Consider the following 15856-nt stretch of genomic DNA (forward strand, 5'->3'; position numbering starts at 1 on the left):
ACTTTGCTTTCTAAGAAATTGTAACTTTAATTTGTAATTGAGGTTCTTTAACGAGATCAATATTTAATACAGAACCATTGACCAAGCCTGTCTTTTTATTTTTTCCTTTCACAATAATTTCTTGCGCAATACGGTTTTCAACTTCTGCTTCAAGTAACCGACGCAACGGCCTTGCTCCATTTAATGGACTAAAGCCACGATCTGCTAAAAATTTACGCGCATCCTCAGTTATTTTTAAATCCAAACCTTGTACTTTTACTTTTTGCACTAAGTGCTGCAAGTTTAGATCTAAAATTTTGCGGATGTCTTCGGGGTTTAGTTTTTCAAATACAATAATTTCATCGAGTCTATTTAAAAATTCGGGTTTGAATGTTTTTTTCAATTCACCTAGCACAAGGTCTGACACCTCGTCATGCGAGAGGTCTTTGTCCATGCCGCCAAGACCTACGGAACGTTTGTTTGAGCTAATATATTCGCTGCCAATATTGCTTGTAAAAATAATCAGGGTATTTTCAAAACTCACTTTTTGCCCTTCTGCATCAGTGAGATGGCCATCATCCAGAATTTGTAAAAACAAATTAAAGACATCAGGGTGCGCCTTTTCAACCTCATCAAACAGCAAAACACTATAAGGGTTGCGCTTGATTTTTTCTGTTAACTGGCCGCCTTCGCCATAACCAACATAACCAGGTGGCGAACCAATCAGCTTTGAAGTTTCATGGCGCTCCATAAATTCTGTCATATCAAAACGTAACAATCGCTGTTCATCATTTAAAACATACTCGGCTAATGCTTTTGCCAACTCTGTTTTGCCAACACCTGTTGGTCCTAAAAAGAAAAAACTACCAATGGGCGCTTTGCGTTCTCGAAGTCCTATTCGATTGCGGCGAAGGGCGTTTGCCACTGCCACAATAGCCAGCTTTTGTCCAATAAGGCGCTTTGCCAACTCTGCTTCAATATGTGCCAATTTTTCGAGTTCTTCGGCTTGCAGTCGTTTTACCGGAATGCCAGTAATTTTTGAAACAAGTTCTGCAATGTCTTCGGCAGTGACCACACGATCTTCTTGTTTCATTTCTGATTCCCAATGTTTTCTTCTTTCTGCAATTTTATTTTCTAAAGCCAGTAGCTCCATTTGCACGTTGGCAACCATTGCAAAATCTTGTCGATTAAAAAAATCATTGCGCTCTAAGTCTTTTTTTGCGCGCTCTTGTTCGAGTTTTTGAATTTCAGGAGGAATACTCACAACTTTAATGCGTTTTAAGGCGCCTGCTTCGTCGATGAGATCGATTGCTTTATCTGGCAAACTTCTACTAAAAATATATTTTTTACTCAGTTCAACTGCGGCATCCAAGCTTTCTGGACTATACTTAATTTGATGGTGTTTTTCGTACTTAACCGCAATTGATTTTAATATTACTTTTGCATTGGCAACCGAAGGCTCATCCACGCGAATTGGTTGAAAACGTCGCTCTAACGCACGATCACTTTCGATGTATTGCTTATATTCTTTAAAAGTTGTTGCCCCAACACATTGTAATTGTCCTGTTGCCAATGAACTTTTTAATATATTTGAGGCATCAAGCGAACCAGATGTGCGCCCTGCGCCCACAACAGTATGAATTTCATCAATAAAAAGTATAACTTGTCCTTCTAAATCAATAATTTCTTCTTTAACAGCTTTTAAGCGTTCTTCAAATTCGCCATGCATTTTACTGCCCGCAACCAGATCCGCCATTTCGAGGCTCAAAACGCGCTTGCCAACCAAATGATCCGGAACTTCAAGATCGACAATGCGTTGCGCAAGTCCTTCAATAATAACAGTTTTGCCAACCCCAGGTTCGCCAATCAAAACAGGATTATTTTTTTTGCGACGCGACAGCACTTGAATCACACGCTCAATTTCCTCTTCGCGAGCCGACACCGGATCAAGCTCACCCCGACGCGCTATTGCCGTAATATCTCGAGTAAACTGCGACAAAGCACTTTGCTTTGCCTCATCATCACGATTTGTGACCCGATGATTACCGCGTATATTTAATAATGCTTTTTTAGATTCTTCATAGTTCATGCCAGAACGGGTTAATATTTCGCGAGACCCTAGGCGAGAATCAAAAAAAGCCAGAAATAACGTTCCTGTACTAATATACGCATCTCCAAAATTTTTACGCTCAAGATCGGCGCGCTCTAATAAAAAAGCAACTTCTGGAGATCCATACATGCCTGTTGGATCTCGTGAATGCGAATAATTTGTATCTTGTTTTTTTTGCAATTGATTGATGCTGTCATAAATACTATTAATAATCGTGGTTTTTACAAGCACCTCATCAAGTTTGCATTCGTCAGCAATTTTTAGTGCAATAGAATCTTTTTGCTCAATGAGTGCAAACAATAAAAACTCAGGAATTAACATTTTAACTTGGGCATTCAGTGCTTCAGTAATTCCTGATTGAAATATTTCATTGACACGATGGGTAGAGTTTTTTAGAAATTGTTGAGCCATGTTGCTTAAGTCTCCATGTTAATGAACAGAGTTATAAAGTAACATTTTCCAAAAATAACATTTGTCAAGACTTTGAACTTTTTCTCGCTTTACGAATTTTATTTGCTTTACGAATTTTAATGTCTTCTTTTACAGTATCAATAACAAGTAATATTGCGCCAAAGGTTACAACACTATCTGCGATATTAAAAACAGGATAATCATAATCCCATCCAAAGAGACTCCATTTAAAATGAATCCAGTCTATTACATAATGTAACATTACTCTATCTAAAAAATTACCTGCTGCGCCAGAAAAAATAAAGAGAATCGCTAAACGAGAAAGAATCTGTTTAGAAGGTGTTTTTAAAAAAAAGATGAAAATAATAATCATTGCGACGACAGTAATCACATAAAAAAGATAAGGGCGAATATTTTCAGGCAAATTTCCTAAAAATCCCCATGCAGCACCCGTATTTCGCAAATAAGTTGTTTCAAACTCAATCCAATTTGTCGAAGAGCCTATTCTAAAAATAAAATCGGAAACATAATTGTAAACTTTGATATCTACTAAAGAAAAGTGAGTTAAATAAGACTTTTCTGCCCAAAATTTTGTTAATAAATCAAGAAGTACAATACCAATAAATATAAAAAAATAACCTAAAAAAGCAAGTTTTACTTGTTTGGTATGATTAACTTTTGGAGACTCCTCCAATGAAGACTTTTGCATTTACGACCCTTTAAAAAAAAAACAAACACGCATAGAATTAAATCATATCAGCTTTTTAAGCAAGCTGAACAAAAATAGAGTACAACACATAAAATGAGTTTTTAAAAATCACTCATAATTATAAACAACATAATGATAAGTAGGTTCAATATGAAAGAAATTTTGTCAACTGACGTACTCACAAAAATGCTAAAACAAAAGCAAAACCTGATTGCTGCAAACCCAAAGCTTGGCAATTTTTTTACAGACATTTATTTGCCCTTTCCTGATATACAAAGCAGTATCCCTTTTTTACCTATTCGATGTTTTCGAGATTTTAACCTCTTTCTTGATGAAAAAAACACCTCTAAAAAAACTGTATTTCTCTCAAGCGGAAGCACAAATGCCATTCAAGCGCGGCACATTTTCACAGAAGAGAGACTCGAACTGTATGCAGACAATTCTCGAATAGGATTTGAAAATTTTTTAAATCATCACAATATAAAAAAAGACACTCCAATTATCAGTTTAATTCCACCAAAAGCAGTTTGGAACAAAAGCTCTCTTGCAGCCATGATTGATATGTTACAAACTGGAGGTTTTTTAGTTGATTACTGTGATGTCGAAAACAAGCCAGATAATATTGTGCAAATGTTACTCAAACCGCAATTTCAAAAAAACGCCATTATTTTTGGCACAACCTTTCATCATCTTCTTGTTGCCGAACATGCAAAAAAACAAAACATCACAGATCTTTTTAAAGGAAAATCATTGGCTTTAATAGACACCGGCGGCACAAAAGGCCGAACACAAACTTTTACCTTAGACGAAACACTGCACACATTTCAACAAGCCTACGGCAATCCAAAAGAATTTTTATTTTTATCAGAATATGGAATGTGTGAATTGGCATCACAAGCTTGGTCAACAAAAAAAATTCATGACGGCACATTTATCTGCAATAAAACCCTCACACCTTTTGCAATCAACTTGCGCGAGCGCCGAGCTTTACGAGAAGGTGAATATGGTTTTCTGGCTTTTTTTGATTCGATTAACATGGAATCATGGCCTACAATTATAACCGAAGATATCGCATGTATTGTTAATCAAGAAGAAAGAATTTTTAATCTTAAAGGCCGTTCGCCAGATGCCACTTTGAAGGGGTGTAGTCTTAATGTAAAAGAGTCTTTTTTCTTTTTAGATATGGACAGTAACAACGAAAACAACAATAGCTCATTACCTAATTCTTCGCAAATACAAAAACAATTCTCTTCTCCGCAAGAAATTCATGATTTTATTGAAACACTCAATCCTGCAATTTGGACACCAAACTGTTGGTCTGATCTGGCAGAATCTCTAAATTCATGGAATGATATTCAAATACACAACCCAAATTTATTGAGTGATAAAAATATTCTTATTATCGCTTCTGCAAACATTCCAATTACCTGGCTTTACCCAGCCCGCATTGCATCACGATTAGGAGCAAAGAGTGTGCATATAAAATTGCCATCATTGCGATCCGACGATCCCCTATCTGCTAAAATTCGGTTAAAAATTTGGGATCTTGCAGAAAAACTCAGTCCTTACTTACTCCCAACCAACATTATTGTAGAAAAAACACGATCTCTAACTAAAGAGTTTCATGAGTTTGATAAAGTGATTGTTTTTGGCACTGATACAACAATTGCAACATTTCAAAAATTGTTTCAATCCTCTAATCTACAACTGATCCCACAAGGTGATGTTAAAAACAGCTTAAAAGTGAGTTTGCAACATTCTACAGAAGACGTAGCCAAACTCTGTAGCTTGTGGTTTGGGAGAGGATGTTTAACCCCAATTTGTCTTTTTATGTCTGGACGCTCCCCAAATCAAGTTGTCAACTGGATTCATGAATTTCAGCTTATTTTAGAAAAAAACTTCAATGACAGATACAAAACCGAAAACATCAACCCACAATTTATTCATGAAAATCAATTGTTGTACACCTCAGTGATTGTTAAAAATTTAGGACTCGACCCCAGTAAAACCATCTTTTCTGGAAAAACAACTCATGTATTTAATTTTACAAAACTTTCTTCAGAAGAGTTATTACAAAGCCGCCTTGATTTTTCTTTTGGCGGCAGTGGATTTGTGTTTGTATTGGATGAATCAGTCAAATCGTCTCTTCCCCAATTATCGAGCGAAAAAATAATTCCCGCCTTAAATGATAAACATGGCGGAAAAACATGGGAAGAATGGTTTACAAACTAAGAAACTTTACCTGTTGCAATTTTTGCTATTGCTGCAGCCATATCTTGCAAATCAAACTCAAAATTTGCGGTTCTTGCCTCTATAGCCGCTTTAGGCATGCCATACACCACACAAGAACTTTTGCTTTCTGCAAGTACCATGCCGCCACGTAATCGCACAGTTTTGCCTCCATCAGCGCCATCCCGACCCATTCCTGTTAAAATAACAGCAAGGAGCTCTTTCCCAAGCACTTCTGCAGCAGACTGAAAAAGCACATCAGCCGATGGACGATGTAAAATGTTTTTAGGTTCTTCACTTAAGCCACAATAAAGCCGACTGCCCATCTTTTTTACAAGCAAATGAGTGTCTCCTGGAGCAAAGCAAATTTCTCCAGGATTAAGGGTATAATCTTCTTTTCCTACGCAGGTTTTGTGTTTGCTTTGTTGCGCTATACGCTCAGCAAGTGATGCCACAAAAGCTGCTGGCATATGTTGCACAACAATAATTGGCACAGGCATAACAGGCAACGCTTGAAAAAGCTTATGCAACGCAGCAGGCCCCCCTGTTGATACCCCAATCACAATTGCTTTTAAATTTTGATGGGGAAGCGAAGTGACTGGCACACTGGGTTTGTAGGCCGTATCGCCTTTTCTTTTGTTTGTAACATACGTATAAGCGCTAGAAATTCTTTCTTTTAGCATGTCTGGTGTAAAAGACTTCCCAATTTCTGTTTTAGGGATATAGTCAAATGCACCTTTTTCTAGCGACTGCAATGTTGCGGATGCTGCTTGATTGGTTAGTGTAGAACACATTATAATAGCCGCATCACACGCCTTTTGCATTAATGGCAAGGCTTGCAAACCACTTTTACCTGGCATTTCAATATCAAGTGTAATGACATCGGGTTTGAGTTTCGCTGCAAGGTCTAGACCTTCTTCTGCAGACTTCCCAATACCTACAACATTAAAACCAGCCGCTTTGATCATTTGTGAAAGCATGGCACATACTGTTGGAGAGTCATCGACAATTAACACATTGATAGCCATAAACGGTCTCCATTTTTTTAAGATGCCAAATCTTCATCAGAATCGCTCAATTCGCTTGTCCGATTTGATTCTTTTTTATCCATTAATTTTCGCCAAATTCGATTTACTGTGGCAAGCAACGCTTCTCCATTAAATTTTACAACATATTCATCTGCCAGCGATTTGCCTGCATCTTGGTTTGCCCGCCCAGAAAGAGAGGTATGCATAATGACTGGAAGTCCGTTAAATTTAGGATCTTTCTTTAATGATTGGGTAAAGGCATGACCGTCCATTCTTGGCATTTCCACATCAGAAATCACCACTTGAACCAAGTCTGTAATGTCTTTGTCTTCTTGCTTTGCTTGATCGAACAATGCATTGAGCGTAAAGAGACCTTCTTCACCATCTGTTGCCGTAATCACTTTATAGCCGTGCTGAGTTAAGAAAAGTTCGACTTGGGTTCTTGCAGTGGAACTGTCATCGACCACCAAAATTGTGCGAGAATCGTCGGTATTTCCTGTAATTTTATTGCTTTGTTTGTCGGCTGAGAATTTGTTTAGCGCATCTGTTTCACCGTTGATTTCAGCCACAATTTTTTCGAAGTCGAGAATCAGAAGCATCAAATCGCGCTCGTTATCAGGCCCTTTAACCAGTTTGTGCATTCCTGTTACACACCCTCCTTCACGTCCAATTAGACGGGTTGGTGGCAAAATTGCTTCCCAGGAAATACGACGAATTTTCATGGCTTGATGCACAACAAAACCTGTCACAAGTCCATTAAATTCACAAATAATCACGTTGTCAGTGGGACGCAATGCGTAATTTTTATAGCCGAGATATTTTGCTAAATTGACAATTGGAATTGCCTCTTCGCGGAGCTCGAGTAAACCTTCAATACACTCGTGAGTGTTTGGCATTTTAGTAAACTTACTAATTTTATTAATTTCTCTTACCTTCGCAATATTGATCCCATAAATCCCTTCATAGGCATCTGGGTGCAACATATCAGCCCCTTCGGGATAATCTTTTAACCGAAAGTCAACAAGCTCAAACTTGTTACTCCCTATTTGGAGCATTCGTTCTTCTTTTTTGCTTTTGGCTATGTAAATTGCCATGGAACCTTCTCCTATACGGCTCTAAACATGAGCATTATGCCGCCGTCTTCTTATCATCGTCATGACATGCTGCATAATAAAGCTCTTTTGGCTCTAAAACGAGCACAACAGAACCGTTACCCATAATACAAGCACCTGTAAATATAGGAATATTAGCCAAAAACCCGCCCAATGGTTTAATCATTATTTGTTCTTGCCAATAAAGAACATCCACTAATATTCCAACCTTAAGGCCATCAATTTGAACAATAACAACAGGATTTGTTAGGCCATCATCTTTATCTTTTGAATTTGCTTGCGAGTCTGAAGCTTCTTCTTCTCCCTGATTGAGACGTTTTTTCTCTTGCTGAATAAAATTATCAAGAATAGAAGGTCTTAAATGAACAACTTCATTTAACCGCAATAATGGAATCACTTCGCCTCGCAAATTTATGCTTGGCTGGTTGTTAAGATTAACAACATCTTTTCTCTCTGCACGCACAGTTTCTGTAATGACTTCTTGCGGCAATGCATAGGTTTCGCCATCAACACCAATTAAAAGTGCTTCAATAACTGCAAGACTCAGAGGCAAAATAATTTTAAATTCAGTACCCTGGCCTGCATTTGTGTCAACAAAAATTGACCCACTTGATTTTCTAATGTTGTTACGCACAACATCCATTCCAACGCCACGACCACTTACATCTGTAATTTCTGCGGCAGTTGAAAAACCGCTATGAAAAATAAATTCAATAATATCTTTTTTACTCAGCATATCGGCTTGTTCTTGAGTCACAATGCCAAGGGTAATTGCTTTGTTTTTAACGCGATCCAAGTCAATCCCATTGCCATCATCTCTAATTACAAGCTTAACGTTATTGCCTTCATAACCAGCTTTAAGTAACAATGTTCCGGTATCAGACTTGCCTCTTTCTTTACGAACTTCAGGATTTTCGATACCGTGATCAATCGAGTTACGAATTAAGTGCATAATTGGGTCAGAAATCGCTTCACTCACTGTTTTATCGAGCTCAGTTTCTTCGCCTTCTACCACTAAGTTTACTTTTTTATTAAGTTTCTTAGCCACATCGCGCACAAGTCGTGTGTATTTGGTAAACACAGAACCCACTGGCACCATACGAGCATTCATCACACTTTCTTGCAAGCGCGCAGAGAGTCTCGTGACATGTCCTGTGCCTTCTTTAAACCCTTTGGTAATTTCATTTTCTGGTAACACTTCTTCAAGTTTATTTGCCAAATGCACAAATAAGTTTTTTACTGTAATGAGTTCCCCAACTAAATTCATCAATTGATCTAGTTTTTCTTTTTTAAGGCGCACAAAATCATTGGCGTCGTTTGATCCATGTGCAGGATCTTGCTTAGCGGCTGCTGCAGGTGCAGCTCCCGGTTTTGCTGCTCCAGCAGCAGGAGTTGCTGGTTTTGCTTGCGCGGCTGCAGGTGCCGCTTGAGGGGCTGCAGGTTTTTTTTCTGCATGCGCCGCTGGTGCCGCTGCTTTTGTGGGTTCTTCTTTCGCTTGGGGTTTTCCACCCAAACCATCCATTTCTATTTTGACGTTACTAGAACCAATTGCAAATTCAAAAATATCCTGAACGGTTTTAAATTCTGCCATCGACACAAAATTAAATGTAAATTCAAAGTAACAACGCTCTGGTTCAATTTCTGTTAATAGTGGAATTCTAGAAGTGTTTGTAAATAAAGAAAACGTACCAGAAGAAATATCACGACAGTTCAACACCAACGTTGTAGGATCTATTCCTGTTAAAAAGAACTGATCCGCACCAGTAATAGAAACATGAAATGGACATTCTCCTGGTTTGACATTCTCAGGGACTGGAATAGGTGCCACCTCACCGCTGGCCACTTTCTCTTGCAACTGTTCGCTCGAAATTTCTTTAAAATCGCATAATTGACGTACAATGTCACTGTTATCAAACGTTGCTAAATTTTGTTTCTTTTGTGCACCATCCATCATTTCTTTTAGTCTATCAAAACAACGGAGTAGTGCAGAAAATACGTCTTCGGTTGGTTCAAGCTTGCCTTCGCGCATGCGATCGAGAAGGTCTTCGGCATGGTGGGTTAAGTCTGCAATTTCTCGTAATCCAAAAACCCCACTCGACCCTTTTAATGTATGAACTTCACGAAAGAGATTTTTAATAATTTCAAGATCGCCAGGTGTTTTTTCTAAAACAAGAATGCAGCTATCGATATGCTCGAATACTTCTCGCATCTCTTGAAAGAATATTTCTTGCATCTGTTCTTCATTATAGGCCACAGCGTATCACCTCATCTCTTGAAATCCTTTTCGCTTACGTTGCTACACACATGCGCATTAAACTGCATGTGGGAACGTATCAGCAGGCATACCAAATACCTCAAACAACGAATCAAAGGTTGGACAACTTTTCTTAACCTTTAATTCTCCTTTTCCTTTTTGAATTGTTAATTTAAGTGAAAATATAAGTTGCAAAACAGCGGCATCAACACTTTCGACTGCTGAAAGATCTAGAAAAAAAACGCTCTCTTTTGCTGACTCACCATTATAAGCTTCTAATAATTTATTTTTTAATTCTGATACTTTATAAATAGTGAGTTTACCAGAAAGTTTAAATGTTTTATTTTCATAAATCACAATCGACATATCATCTTTGTCCTTTACTAGGGCGTTGAAGATTTTTCATTTTGTGCACTAAATTCAGAATAAATGGCACCACAATCAAGCCACAAAATATTTCTGTGTCTGTGTGGTTTGATAATGCCTTTTAAAAACTTAGAACGTTCGCCTGCAACAATATCTGGCGTTTGTTGAACTGCTTCTTTTTCTACTTCAATCACTTCACTTACAGAATCAACAATAATCGCAGCCAACACATTTTTATCGTCTAACACAATAATTCGACTGCGTTCAGAAATAGGCGGATTTTCAAGTCCCATAATTTTATGAAAATTAACAACTTGCAAAATATCGCCGCGCAAATTTACCACACCTTCAACAAAATGCGGTGCTTTGGAGACACGTGTGACAAGAGGAACTTTAACAATTTCTTTTACCCGTTCTATTTCAATTACAAATTCTTCTTCATTCAGTTTAAAACCAATGAGTTTATAAGTTTCAATTTTTGGAGCAATTCTTTTGCGAATACCAGATGTGTCATGCTTTAATTTATAAAGGGCGTCGAGTTTAGCACCACCTTTTCCACCTTTTTGAGCGGCATCATTACCAGACATATTTCTAAACCCTTTCTCAATTTATCTCGCTAGCTTTTTAACGGCCCCTACCAACTGTTCAGGATTAAATGGCTTCACCAACCATCCACTCGCCCCTGCTTTTTTAGCACGCTCAACCTTGTCGCCACTGCTTTCTGTTGTCAGCATGATAATAGGGATAAATTTAAACTGTTCTATTTTTCGGATGGCTTCAATCATTGCGAGTCCGTCCATATTTGGCATGTTTACGTCTGAAATGATCATACTGATATCAGGCGTTGCTTGAAGCTTATTGATTCCATCTTGACCGTCTTCTGCCTCTACAACTTCAAAGCCTTCTTTAGACAAGGTAAAACCAACCTGCTGCCGAATGGTACGAGAGTCATCAACGATGAGTATTTTCTTGGCCATTGCCATCCTCCCTGTTGCAGACCAGTTATCGACAAGTTTTTCGACATATTTAGCAATGAGATAGAATCAATGCTGCAAAAATATGGCTTCTCGGCAATTTTTAGTGCAAGGTATCTTTTTTATGACGTTGAAGGAGTTCGCATCACTATGAGAACAGAAAAAAAAGCCCATATTTTCAGTAATGAGTTGACAAGTGAGCAACGGGCAAAACTTAAAGGACGTGCCCACCACCTCAAACCCATTGTGCAAATTGGAGGTCAAGGTTTTTCTGAAGCTGTTATTCAAGAGGTCATTTCCGCGCTTACTAAACATGAGCTGATTAAAATAAAACTTCCAGGAAATTCAGACGCCGATTCAAAACAACAAGAACAACAAGAATTAAATGATAAACTGCCAACCCATTCGCATATTGTAGGTCGAATTGGGAGAACAATTATACTTTATCTTGAAAAAGAGCCTAAAGAAGCAAAAATTATTCTAAAAAATTTATAAGGAATAAGTGCAATGACCGCAAATGCAACTTCTAAAAAAGCAGTCGATTCGAATAATGTGTCTGCACAACAGGCCACAGAGGCCGTTCGGACCTTATTGCACTACATAGGAGAAAATCCCAATCGAGAAGGACTGACTGATACCCCCGATCGTTTTTGTCGTGCATTACTTGAAATGAGTAATGGTTATCAATTAACAGCAAAAAGTATATTATCGACAACATTTGACTCTGATTCTGATGAAATGGTTTTATTAAAAAACATTGAATTTACATCTCTTTGCGAACATCATCTGTTGAGCTTTTCTGGAGTTGCACACGTTGCCTATTTGCCAAGCAATGGAAAAATTGTAGGTCTTTCTAAACTTGCTCGCGTTGTTGATCTGTATGCACACCGCTTACAAGTTCAAGAACGATTAACGCAACAGGTTGCTCAAGCTATAGAACACTATCTAAAGCCATTGGGTGTTGCCGTGGTATTTGAAGGTGTACACAGTTGCATGTGTGTCCGGGGAGTGCGCAAACAAAATTCAACGATGATTACCAGCGCCATGCTAGGACAATTTCGAGACTCGTTAGCGTCACGTAACGAGTTTATGTCTTTAATCTCTAAATAATTTTAATTTGCGCAATCACTTTTTTATAAAAATGGAGATGTAATACTGATAATTCCTGTAAATGTTTTTTGCGCCAGCGACAAAATGCGTTGTTTGTCAGTAGCAGAGGTAAAAGTAGTTCTAGAAACAGCAACCAAACCACCAGGCATTTTAAAATAAGTTTTTTCTTTTTCTTGGGGAATTAAGTTTAAAAATTCTAATGCAACTCGGGCTGCAACAGCTCCAGAACCACAACAAGCCGTTAAACCAGCACCACGTTCATAAACAACCAAATCCCAACTTTCTTTATTTTGCTGCTGCGGAACAAGCATCCCTATATTTGCCATGGGCATAGATTCTTGTTGCGTAGAATTTCGCAACTGTGTTTGGGCAAGCTTACCAAATTCTACAAAATCTTTTTTTGAAAAATTTTGAAATGCTGAAGAAATAAATACCCAATGTGGATTTGCTAAAGAAACAAACACTGGCGCATTGGCAGCAACAGCCAATGCGCCAGTGTTTGCATCTGCTTGCAAAGGGGTTGCTTTTACATCAACAGGATTTCCCATTGCCACACTCACATCAACAAAAGAACTTTTTACTTTAAAAACACCTTGAATTAAACTAGCAAAAGGTTCTCGATCTTGCAAAATAAAGTGTTCATCCTGCGTTAACTGACTTCTGACTTTGTTATGTTTTAAAAATTTAGGAACAAGCCGCATAATTTGTAACTGGCTTTTTCCATTCCATTTTTTTTCAAACAGCAATTTTAGCCCCAAACAACGCAACGCATTGCCGCACGTTGCCGCTAAACTGCCATCAGAATTAAAAATTAACAATTTGGTAATTTCACTGTCTGGTATTTTTTTAGAACGTGGCCGTCGTGGTTTTTTTTCAAAATCAAATAACACAACACCATCTGCACCAACACCATTACGACGATTACACAAAACACGGGCGAGATTTTTTAAATTTTCAATATTTCTAACTGATTTTACTGAATTATAGTTGATAAATAAGAAATCGTTCCCTGCACCATGATATTTTTCAAATTCAATATGATAGACTTTACGCATTAAATTGCGCCTTATATTCAAAAAAATTAGCGTTATTCAGAAACTTCAATTGTGACATCACCCAACACCTTGCACTGACACGCCAAGCGTTCATCTTCTCGAGCTGCCATTGTTTCAAGAAAATCTTTTTCGTGGTCTTGCATTGGACTCAAATTTTCTGGATGCTCGAGAACCTTTATCATACAAGCCCCGCAAGCACCATCGCGACATCCAAACAAAATGCTAGTTTCTTCAGTTTCACAAATATCAATAATTAAAGAATCTTTTTCTACAGTTATGTTTTTTTTATCTGTTTTTACCGTAAGTACTGGCATAACAACAATTCCTTCTTTTTAAGCCCTTAATAAGCCAACAGGGACTGTCCTATCTGAGTTCCAGATTGATAGCAATATTTACTTTTAAACCAATTTTACCGATAGAGGAATGGAATATATTTCCATTTATGTGGTGAATTGCCATGACTATGAAAATACCAAAACATATTATGTCTTACCTAAAGCCCCCAGGTATACAGCATTCTCCAATGAAGCGTCTGTGTAGAGTTCTGAAAGGGCCTGGATGCTTTATTTGTGGACTATGTGGTCGCAAATACACTAATGCCGCTGATGCTTGGAAATGTCTTACAAGCAATGCGCTCGGAATCAATTCTCTGCCCGTTATTGCAACAAAAAACAATACGCAAACATTTTTATGCTTACTCTGCGGAAAAAATTATACAAATCAATCAGATACAGCACATTGTATGCTTCGTGATTTAAGAGCCTCTCGCTTTCCCCAATCACTTGGCAAGCACTTGTACTCTTTATGCTCAAAACTCGCTGAAGGGAACGAAAAAACACGACGCGATGGCATGGTAACCCGTTCTGCAGTACTGGGAAACGCTCCTCGAAATCAAAAGTTGTTTAAAGCCCCACCACCAAAAATTGTGGCAGAACCGACCCCTTCTTTGCCAGCTATCGATAACGACTCAGAAAACCATGCAGATATTGAGTCGGATTTGATGATGGCACAAGAACCTTCAGTAGACTCAAATAGTAATGAATCAGAAAGTTCTTCGGGAGAACCTCCAACCGCTTCCAGCGGAGAGCCTGTCGATCACGAAGCAGATCTCAAACCCAAACCCGATGAAGATGCAAAACCTATTTTATATCGAAAGCCAGATCAAAAACCTTTTATTCGAGATAATGCTCAATATCGCTGTTCTGTTTGTAATGAAAAGTTTTTTACCAAAATGGAAGTTGAAACACACTTTGAAGAACATCCACTTATGGACACTGTGTAGTTAAACTTTTTTAAAGGCAAAAAAATGAATAAAAAAGACACTAGCAAAAACAAAAAAAAATTGCATGACATTCATGCCTCTATTCGATTTTTAGAAAATCTTTCTCAAGAAATTGAGGTTGCAGAAAAATTATCTGATATTCAAGATAAAAATATTTTACTAAAATTTAATCAGGTTATTCTTATAATAAAAAAAGAATTGTTGGGTAAGTAATTTATTTTTGTTTATTTAAAGCATTTAAATAAACAAAAATATCAGGCTATTTTTTACTATTTTTTAATTATGCTTTATTTGACATGATTGTTAAATTTTCAAAGATAATTTAATTATTTAAACAGATCTAAAACTGATTATACAACAGGTTTATTTCACTAAATACTTATTTAAATAGAAATCATTTATAAAATTAAAATTTACTGATATAACATAAATTGTTTTTGGTAATCTATTTGCTTTCAGAAAATTTCAAAGGTGATAAATTATGAAACTTTTTAAGGGAACGTTTGGATGGCATTCAAACAAACAGATTTTTAAAACTGATGTCTGTAAGTTAAGCGGAAAAAAATTCGCTGATTTCCCGATTACTCTTACAAATTATCCAAAAAAATTTCCACCTTTTATTAACTTAGATTGTCCTTTTTTCTTTCAAGATCAAATAAATACATGCGGAGAGACAAGTGTTAAAATGTTAGTTTCATTTCAAATGCTGCATTTTAAATCAAATTTTGAATTTTCAAAACAACTAAGGTCAATCAATGATTTTATTTCTAAAAAAAGAGGCTTTTTTAAAGGTACCACTGATGAAGATATGAATAAAATGGAAATTAAATCAATGTTTTTACCAAATCAAATAAAAAATAATGTAAAAGATTTTAGTTCTTGGGTTGCATACTCATTATATCACCTAGGACCTCTTATTATAACAATTAATATTTTCAATGGCCGAGTAGCGCATTTTGTTGTCGTTAAAGGTATAGAAAACAATACCTTGTTACTACATGACCCTTGGTATGGCGCTGATCAATTTTTACATTATAATAATTTCTTTAAAGTTTTTAATGACAATACATTTATGTTTCTGCCAAATAAGAGTTTAAATAAACTTTACCCATCTCGTGAAAATGAAATAATTTGTAATTTATTTTATTGTGATAAACCAAAACCAATTCCATTATTAAAATCTACTAATCTTATAAAATCAATATTAGTTTAGAACTAGAATTTTTTTAAATGCTCC

At 37.0% G+C, this 15856-nt stretch carries 16 protein-coding genes; 6 read left to right on the plus strand and 10 right to left on the minus strand.

Going from position 1 to position 15856, the window contains the following annotated elements; all coding sequences use genetic code 11:
- Window positions 1–10: 10 nt before the first annotated feature.
- Both Spiro2_RS06885 and lspA read right to left on the minus strand, forming a co-directional pair.
- Window positions 11–2500, minus strand: coding sequence for an ATP-dependent Clp protease ATP-binding subunit (locus Spiro2_RS06885; RefSeq protein ID WP_338634942.1), 2490 nt, complete (start codon window positions 2498–2500; stop codon window positions 11–13).
- A 64-nt stretch (window positions 2501–2564) separates the two neighbouring features.
- Window positions 2565–3209, minus strand: coding sequence for a signal peptidase II (gene lspA, locus Spiro2_RS06890; RefSeq protein ID WP_338634943.1), 645 nt, complete (start codon window positions 3207–3209; stop codon window positions 2565–2567).
- A gap of 150 nt (window positions 3210–3359) precedes the next feature.
- Here lspA and Spiro2_RS06895 point away from each other — a divergent pair, with 150 nt between their 5' ends.
- Window positions 3360–5441 (plus strand): hypothetical protein, encoded by a 2082-nt coding sequence (locus Spiro2_RS06895; protein WP_338634944.1) that lies wholly within the window; start codon window positions 3360–3362, stop codon window positions 5439–5441.
- Here Spiro2_RS06895 and cheB read toward each other — a convergent pair.
- Genes cheB through Spiro2_RS06925 form a run of 6 tightly spaced genes read right to left on the minus strand, consistent with a single transcriptional unit; the run spans window position 5438 to window position 11175 of the window.
- Window positions 5438–6466 carry a chemotaxis-specific protein-glutamate methyltransferase CheB gene (gene cheB / locus Spiro2_RS06900; protein ID WP_338634945.1) on the minus strand — a complete coding sequence of 343 codons (1029 nt, stop codon included), beginning with the start codon at window positions 6464–6466 and terminating at the stop codon, window positions 5438–5440. The two genes, Spiro2_RS06895 and cheB, sit on opposite strands and share 4 nt — an antisense overlap.
- Before the next feature lie 17 nt (window positions 6467–6483).
- A complete protein-coding gene (locus Spiro2_RS06905) occupies window positions 6484–7560 on the minus strand; it encodes a chemotaxis protein (protein ID WP_338634946.1) in 1077 nt (358 codons plus the stop codon).
- Between the two features lie 34 nt (window positions 7561–7594).
- Window positions 7595–9832 (minus strand): chemotaxis protein CheA, encoded by a 2238-nt coding sequence (locus Spiro2_RS06910; RefSeq protein ID WP_338634947.1) that lies wholly within the window; start codon window positions 9830–9832, stop codon window positions 7595–7597.
- A gap of 57 nt (window positions 9833–9889) precedes the next feature.
- Window positions 9890–10198 (minus strand): STAS domain-containing protein, encoded by a 309-nt coding sequence (locus Spiro2_RS06915; protein ID WP_338634949.1) that lies wholly within the window; start codon window positions 10196–10198, stop codon window positions 9890–9892.
- Between the two features lie 17 nt (window positions 10199–10215).
- Window positions 10216–10785 (minus strand): chemotaxis protein CheW, encoded by a 570-nt coding sequence (locus Spiro2_RS06920; RefSeq protein ID WP_338634950.1) that lies wholly within the window; start codon window positions 10783–10785, stop codon window positions 10216–10218.
- Window positions 10786–10806: 21 nt separating this feature from the next.
- On the minus strand, window positions 10807–11175 hold the full coding sequence (locus Spiro2_RS06925; RefSeq protein WP_338634951.1) for a response regulator: 369 nt from the start codon (window positions 11173–11175) through the stop codon (window positions 10807–10809).
- 147 nt (window positions 11176–11322) lie between these two features.
- Between Spiro2_RS06925 and Spiro2_RS06930 the strand changes: the two genes are divergently transcribed.
- On the plus strand, window positions 11323–11667 hold the full coding sequence (locus Spiro2_RS06930) for a YhbY family RNA-binding protein (RefSeq protein WP_338634952.1): 345 nt from the start codon (window positions 11323–11325) through the stop codon (window positions 11665–11667).
- A gap of 12 nt (window positions 11668–11679) precedes the next feature.
- Window positions 11680–12282: a GTP cyclohydrolase I FolE gene (gene folE / locus Spiro2_RS06935; RefSeq protein ID WP_338634953.1), complete on the plus strand. Its 603-nt coding sequence runs from the start codon at window positions 11680–11682 to the stop codon at window positions 12280–12282.
- Between the two features lie 23 nt (window positions 12283–12305).
- Here the strand turns inward: folE and Spiro2_RS06940 are convergent, their stop codons facing one another.
- Window positions 12306–13337, minus strand: coding sequence for a hypothetical protein (locus tag Spiro2_RS06940; protein WP_338634954.1), 1032 nt, complete (start codon window positions 13335–13337; stop codon window positions 12306–12308).
- Between the two features lie 32 nt (window positions 13338–13369).
- Window positions 13370–13651 carry a 2Fe-2S iron-sulfur cluster-binding protein gene (locus Spiro2_RS06945; protein WP_338634955.1) on the minus strand — a complete coding sequence of 94 codons (282 nt, stop codon included), beginning with the start codon at window positions 13649–13651 and terminating at the stop codon, window positions 13370–13372.
- 143 nt (window positions 13652–13794) lie between these two features.
- Between Spiro2_RS06945 and Spiro2_RS06950 the strand changes: the two genes are divergently transcribed.
- The 3 genes from Spiro2_RS06950 to Spiro2_RS06960 all read left to right on the plus strand — a co-directional run bounded on the left by Spiro2_RS06950 (window position 13795) and on the right by Spiro2_RS06960 (window position 15832).
- A complete protein-coding gene (locus Spiro2_RS06950) occupies window positions 13795–14619 on the plus strand; it encodes a hypothetical protein (protein ID WP_338634956.1) in 825 nt (274 codons plus the stop codon).
- Window positions 14620–14643: 24 nt separating this feature from the next.
- Window positions 14644–14832 carry a hypothetical protein gene (locus Spiro2_RS06955; protein WP_338634957.1) on the plus strand — a complete coding sequence of 63 codons (189 nt, stop codon included), beginning with the start codon at window positions 14644–14646 and terminating at the stop codon, window positions 14830–14832.
- Between the two features lie 268 nt (window positions 14833–15100).
- On the plus strand, window positions 15101–15832 hold the full coding sequence (locus Spiro2_RS06960; protein ID WP_338634958.1) for a cysteine peptidase family C39 domain-containing protein: 732 nt from the start codon (window positions 15101–15103) through the stop codon (window positions 15830–15832).
- The last annotated feature ends 24 nt before the right edge of the window (window positions 15833–15856 follow it).

It is taken from the genome of Spirobacillus cienkowskii (genome assembly GCF_037081835.1).
Taxonomy (GTDB): Bacteria; Bdellovibrionota_B; Oligoflexia; order Silvanigrellales; family Silvanigrellaceae; genus Silvanigrella; species Silvanigrella cienkowskii.